The 3,409-nt window shown below is 68.3% G+C and carries 6 protein-coding genes; 1 reads left to right on the forward strand and 5 read right to left on the reverse strand.

Annotation, left to right across the window (positions count from 1 at the left end; translation table 11 throughout):
* Positions 1-355 (reverse strand): aldehyde dehydrogenase family protein (locus ACFU99_RS38035; RefSeq protein WP_384401583.1); only part of this gene is annotated, 355 nt, incomplete at its 3' end.
* 90 nt (positions 356-445) lie between these two features.
* Positions 446-1,309, reverse strand: a complete 864-nt coding sequence (locus tag ACFU99_RS38040; RefSeq protein ID WP_384401585.1) for a helix-turn-helix domain-containing protein — start codon at positions 1,307-1,309, stop codon at positions 446-448.
* A gap of 289 nt (positions 1,310-1,598) precedes the next feature.
* Between ACFU99_RS38040 and ACFU99_RS38045 the strand changes: the two genes are divergently transcribed.
* Positions 1,599-2,174: an ATP-binding protein gene (locus ACFU99_RS38045; protein WP_384401588.1), complete on the forward strand. Its 576-nt coding sequence runs from the start codon at positions 1,599-1,601 to the stop codon at positions 2,172-2,174.
* 199 nt (positions 2,175-2,373) lie between these two features.
* Here the strand turns inward: ACFU99_RS38045 and ACFU99_RS38050 are convergent, their stop codons facing one another.
* The 3 genes from ACFU99_RS38050 to ACFU99_RS38060 form a co-directional block, all read right to left on the reverse strand.
* Entirely contained in the window at positions 2,374-2,613 is a 240-nt protein-coding gene (locus ACFU99_RS38050) for a DUF397 domain-containing protein (protein WP_384401591.1), read from the reverse strand.
* Positions 2,614-2,734: 121 nt separating this feature from the next.
* Positions 2,735-2,977: a 30S ribosomal protein S18 gene (gene rpsR, locus ACFU99_RS38055; protein WP_384401594.1), complete on the reverse strand. Its 243-nt coding sequence runs from the start codon at positions 2,975-2,977 to the stop codon at positions 2,735-2,737.
* 95 nt (positions 2,978-3,072) lie between these two features.
* Positions 3,073-3,409, reverse strand: a 337-nt coding sequence (locus tag ACFU99_RS38060) for a GTP-binding protein (protein WP_384401596.1), incomplete at its 5' end; no start/stop codon positions are given.

A 3,409-nucleotide genomic window follows, 5' to 3' on the forward strand; every position in this document is an offset into this window, starting at 1 on the left:
GGTGCAGTTCGAAGGCCGCCTTGACGGCGGTGCCGCCGCACTCCGCCGTGATCGCCGCGGCCAGCTCGTCCTCGTGGTCGTCGATGACGCGCAGCGCACGCTCGAAGACGAGCCGACGGCGGTACGGGTTGGTGGCGCCCCAGGCCGGCTGCGCGCGCTCGGCCGCGCGATAGGCCAGATCGATCTCTTCGACCGTCGCGACGGTTATGGACGCGAGCTTCTCACCGTCGTACGGATTGAAGTCGACGATGTCCCAGGAACCGCTGCCGGCCCGCCATTCGCCACCGATGTACTGGTAGGCCAACTCATCAAAGGAGGAGAAGGAGCCGGAGGAGCAGGAGGAGTAGTCGGACATGCCATCCCTATCTGAGGTACCGGAAGTACGGGGAGTTCGCGCCGCCCGCGCTGAGACGGGCTCCTGATGGACTGTCATCCTACTTATGGCTTAGCCCAGTTGGACCAGTCGCCGCAACAACTCGCGGGTGCCTTCCGGGGAAAGGCTGTCGGCGCGCAGGCGGTCCATTACCCGCTCGTACTGCGCCACTTCTTCCCGCTTGTCGACATAGAGCGCACTGGTGAGCTGCTCCAGATAGACGATGTCCGAGAGGTCCGACTCCGGGAAGCGCAGCATGGTGAACGCACCGCTCTCCCCCGCGTGCCCGCCGTGCGCGAAAGGCATCACCTGAAGCGTCACATTGGGCTGTTCCGATATGTCGATGAGGTGCTGCAACTGGCCGCGCATGACGTCGGCGTCGCCGTACGGGCGGTGCAGCGCGGCCTCGTCCAGGACGGCGTGGAACTGCGGGGCGCGCTCGGAGACGAGGAGTTTCTGCCGCTCCAGGCGGAGCGAGACGCGCCGCTCGACCTCGGCGGCGACGGCGCCGGGCTGGCCGCGTACGACGACGGCCTGGGCGTACCCCTCGGTCTGGAGCAGCCCGTGGACGAACTGCACCTCGTAGATGGCGATATGGGAGGCGGCGCCCTCCAGGCCGACGTACGTCTGGAACCACCCGGGCAGGACATCGCCGTAGCTGTGCCACCACCCCGCGACGTTGGCCTCGCGGGCGAGGCCGAGCAGCGCCTCGCGCTCCGCCTCGTCGGCCACTCCGTACAGCGTCAGCAGGTCCTCGACGTCACGCGCCTTGAAGCTCACCCGGCCCAACTCCATGCGGCTGATCTTCGATTCGGAGGCGCGGATCGAATACCCGGCGGCCTCACGGGTGATGCCCCGTGACTCGCGCAACTTCCTGAGCTGCGAGCCCAGGAGGATGCGACGCACCACTGAGCCGCTCGAATCGCTCGTGGTCATTTCTGTGACCTTCCTGTCCGTTCCACACCCTTCTGAGGGCGACCCCCGCTCCCCCGGCGCCGAAGTCTGCCATCTCCGGGCTCCGTTGAGTGCGCGCGCGGTTACTCAGACAAGAGACAAGCCACCTGCTTACGCAAGAGGGCGTAGGAAGAATTGCCAATAAAAACCAACAAACCCCTACGAAACGAGCGCGTGCACGTGCATCTGCCCTTGCATCTGCCGTACGCATTCGGAACGATGGGCCATGCACACGTGCACGTCACGTCCACGATCGCCAGGAGTGCCTCGCATGGGTACCGAAGGATCGACTCTGCTCGCGCCGTTATGGCGAGGACTCCCACCGATCGAGCCCGCCGGCGTCTCCAACTCGGCCTCCTGCGCCCTCCCCGCCCGCTTCGAGGCGGTGCGCGCGGCCCGCAGATTCACCAGATCCACGCTCCAGCAGTGGGAACTCCCCGACGTCTTCGACGATCTGGCGCTGACCGTCTCCGAGCTGGTCACCAACGCGCTGCGGCACGGCGTCCCCGCCGAACGGCCCGCGCCCGGCGCCGCCTCGAACGTCGTCCGCCTCAACCGGGATCAGGAGTACGAGCACACGCGGGACCGGGGATACGAACCCGCCCGGCCCCGGGAGTACGAACCGCCCGTCCGTCTCCACCTGATGCGCTGGACGTCGCGTCTGGTGTGCGCCGTACGGGACCCGAGCGAGGAGAGCCCGGTCGCGGGCGAGGCCGGGACCGGCGAGGAGTGCGGCCGCGGCCTCTTCCTCGTCAACACCCTCAGCGACAGCTGGGGGTGGCATCCGCTCGCGGGACATCTGCGTGGCAAGGTCGTCTGGGCGCTGTTCCGGCTCCCGCGCGACTGACGCCACCGACCGCACGACTGAAGCCACCTGGCGAGCGGGGGGCCGGCTCCGGGGGCCGGTGCCGGAGCGGGGGCCGGTGCCGTACCCCGGAGCCCGGGCCGCGGACCGCGAGCCGGGACGAGAAGCAGCCCATCGGCCCCTGACCCCGTATCCGGCCCCGCGTCCGGTCCCGCATCCGGTCCCGTGCCCGGCCCCGCGTCTAGTCCCGTGTCAGGTAGTCGAATTCCCCGTCCTTGATGCCGAGCAGCATGGCCTCGATCTCGGCCGGGGTGTAGACGAGGGCCGGGCCGTCGGGGTGGCGCGAGTTGCGCACGGCGACACCGCCGCCCGGCAGCTTGGCGAACTCCACGCAGGAACCTTGGGAGTTGGAGTGACGGCTCTTGTGCCACGCGACCTCTTGAAGGTCCGATGCAGCCATGCCGTTGTACGCGTGGGGCACAGGACTCTCCCGGAAATTGCAGCTGTCAACTATCAACTGCTCCGGATCATAGCCGCGTTCATGTGCCTATGCATGAGCGGATGCACGTGCACGGAGGGTGTTCCGGCCACTACTCCGACCGCTACTTCGCGGTGGAGGAATACGGCAACAATGCCATCTCCCGAGCATTCTTGATCGCACGGGCCAGCTGCCGCTGCTGCTGGGCGGTGACGCGCGTCACTCGACGGCTCCGGATCTTCCCCCGGTCGGAAATGAACCGGCGCAGCAAATCCGTGTCCTTGTAGTCGATATACGAAATGCCGGCGGCGATCAGAGGGTTGGGCCGGGGCTTCAGCTGCTTGGCAGCGGTACCGCGTCGGGGCATGAGCAAAAGCCTTTCTCACAGGGCGGGTTACGGGGCAGGTCACGGAGGCGGGCCCATAACGGGTCCGCGGCGGGTCACACGGAAAACACGGAAAGTCACAGAACCGGATCCAGGAGTTCGTCGAATGCGAGCGACAGCCGCCGCCAGGCCGCCGGCCCGGCCGCGTACTCGGCATCCGTCAGCAGACACTCGTCCAGCAGCGCCCGCAGCCCGTCCCCGTCCAGCCCCGGCGAGGTGAAGGCCAGATGCTGGCCGCGGTCGCCGTGCTCGGGGTGCCAGTCCATGGCGGCGGCGACCCGCCGGGCCGGGTCGACCAGCTCCCAGGCGGCGTCCGGCAGCGACGCGAGCCAGGGCCCGGCGTTCTCCACACACAGCGCGCCGCCCGCCGCCTCCCAGGACAGCAGCACATCGGGCCGGTCCGCGAGCCAGAAC

The sequence above is a fragment of the Streptomyces sp. NPDC057654 genome, assembly GCF_042800135.1.
Lineage (GTDB): Bacteria > Actinomycetota > Actinomycetes > Streptomycetales > Streptomycetaceae > Streptomyces.

Coding starts and splice junctions, on each gene's coding strand:
- rpsR (WP_384401594.1), bottom strand. CDS start 2,977: ATGCCCCGACGCGGTACCGCTGCCAAGCAGCTGAAGCCCCGGCCCAAC.
- ACFU99_RS38045 (WP_384401588.1), top strand. CDS start 1,599: ATGGGTACCGAAGGATCGACTCTGCTCGCGCCGTTATGGCGAGGACTC.
- ACFU99_RS38040 (WP_384401585.1), bottom strand. CDS start 1,309: ATGACCACGAGCGATTCGAGCGGCTCAGTGGTGCGTCGCATCCTCCTG.